This is a genomic window from Rhodopseudomonas sp. B29 (assembly GCF_000333455.1).
In the GTDB taxonomy this organism is placed as follows: Bacteria; Pseudomonadota; Alphaproteobacteria; order Rhizobiales; family Xanthobacteraceae; genus Rhodopseudomonas.
The window spans coordinates 1-1,455 of record NZ_BADD01000314.1 but is presented as its reverse complement, the minus strand read 5'-3'; the positions used below and the strand labels follow the sequence as shown (position 1 = coordinate 1,455).

Sequence of the window (1,455 nt, the reverse complement as noted above, 5' to 3'; positions counted from 1 at the left end):
GGATTGCAATTGATGTAATTCAGAGAGGCGGAATCAACTCTCTGGTCCGACAACCATTTGGCCAGAACCCTTGCCGGAGACCCCCATGTCGCTCGAGTCCGATGTCATCGTCGACCGTCGTCGGATGCGCCGCAAGCTGACGTTCTGGCGTGTCTGCGCGGTGCTGGTGGCGATCATCGCTGTCGTGGCGATCGGCGCGGCGGTATCTCCCGCGGGTCGAAACGCACTGACGGCATCGACGTCGATCGCGCGCATTCAGATCGATGGCCTGATCCGCAGCAACTCCGAACGAACGGAAGCGATCGACCGCCTGGCGAAGTCGTCCTACGCGGGCGTGGTGGTGCACATCAATTCGCCCGGGGGCACCACGGCGGGCTCCGAAGAACTCCACGACGCGCTGGTGCGTCTCAAGGCCAAGAAGCCGATGGTTGTCGTGGTCGAGGGCCTCGCGGCGTCGGGCGGCTACATCGCGGCGCTGGCCTCGGACCACATTGTCGCGCAGCAGACCTCGCTGGTCGGTTCGATCGGCGTGCTGTTCCAGTATCCGAACTTCGGCGACCTGTTGAAGACCGTCGGCGTCAAGGTCGAGGAAGTGAAGTCGTCGCCGCTGAAGGCGGCGCCCAACGGCTTCGAGCCGACCAGTCCGGAAGCACGCGCGGCGCTGGAATCGCTGGTGAAGGATTCCTACGCGTGGTTTCGCGACCTGGTGCAGAAGGGCCGCAAACTCGATGACGCCCAGCTCAACACCGTGGCGGATGGCCGCGTGTTCACCGGCCGGCAGGCGCTGGGCCTGAAACTGATCGACGAGCTCGGCGACGAAAGGACCGCTGTGGCCTGGCTGGTCTCGGAAAAGAAGGTCAAGAGCGGCCTGCCGGTACGCGACTACAAGCTTGCGCCGCAGTTCGGCGACCTCAGCTTCCTGCGCACGGCCGCATCGATCACTCTGGACGCGCTTGGGCTCGGCGCGGTGGGGCGGCAGCTCGAGCAGTCCGGCGCGGTCGCCGACCGGCTCGGCCTGTCCGGAATGCTGGCACTGTGGGCACCTGCGTCCGCCAACTGATCGGCACTCTGCTCAAGTCGATTGCAGCCGCCGAGCAGGCTGATATTGTGCCGCTCCGCAGCGTCGCGGCAGCGCTTTCCGGGGCGCGGCAATTTGATTTAGCGACTTGACAGATCACGGCATTTTCAAGGAAATGGCGGTCCGCAGGCACGGATCGAATTCTCGATGATCAAGTCCGAACTGGTTCAGCGTATCGCCGAACACAATCCGCACCTCTATCAGCGGGACGTCGAGAATATCGTCAACGCGATCCTCGACGAGATCGTCGAAGCGCTGGCGCGCGGCGACCGCGTCGAACTACGCGGCTTCGGCGCGTTCTCGGTGAAGCATCGCCCGGCCCGCGCCGGCCGCAATCCACGCACCGGCGCGCACGTGCCGGCGACCAGAAGAGCGGC

2 protein-coding genes are annotated in these 1,455 nt (G+C 64.9%); both read left to right on the top strand.

Annotated features, from left to right (window positions below; genetic code table 11):
- Positions 1-85: 85 nt before the first annotated feature.
- The gene (gene sppA, locus I5M_RS11545; protein WP_022721548.1) at positions 86-1,060 is read left to right on the top strand and encodes a signal peptide peptidase SppA; all 975 of its coding nucleotides are present in this window, start codon (positions 86-88) and stop codon (positions 1,058-1,060) included.
- A gap of 165 nt (positions 1,061-1,225) precedes the next feature.
- The coding region (locus I5M_RS11540; RefSeq protein WP_022721547.1) for an HU family DNA-binding protein at positions 1,226-1,455 on the top strand (230 nt) is incomplete at its 3' end.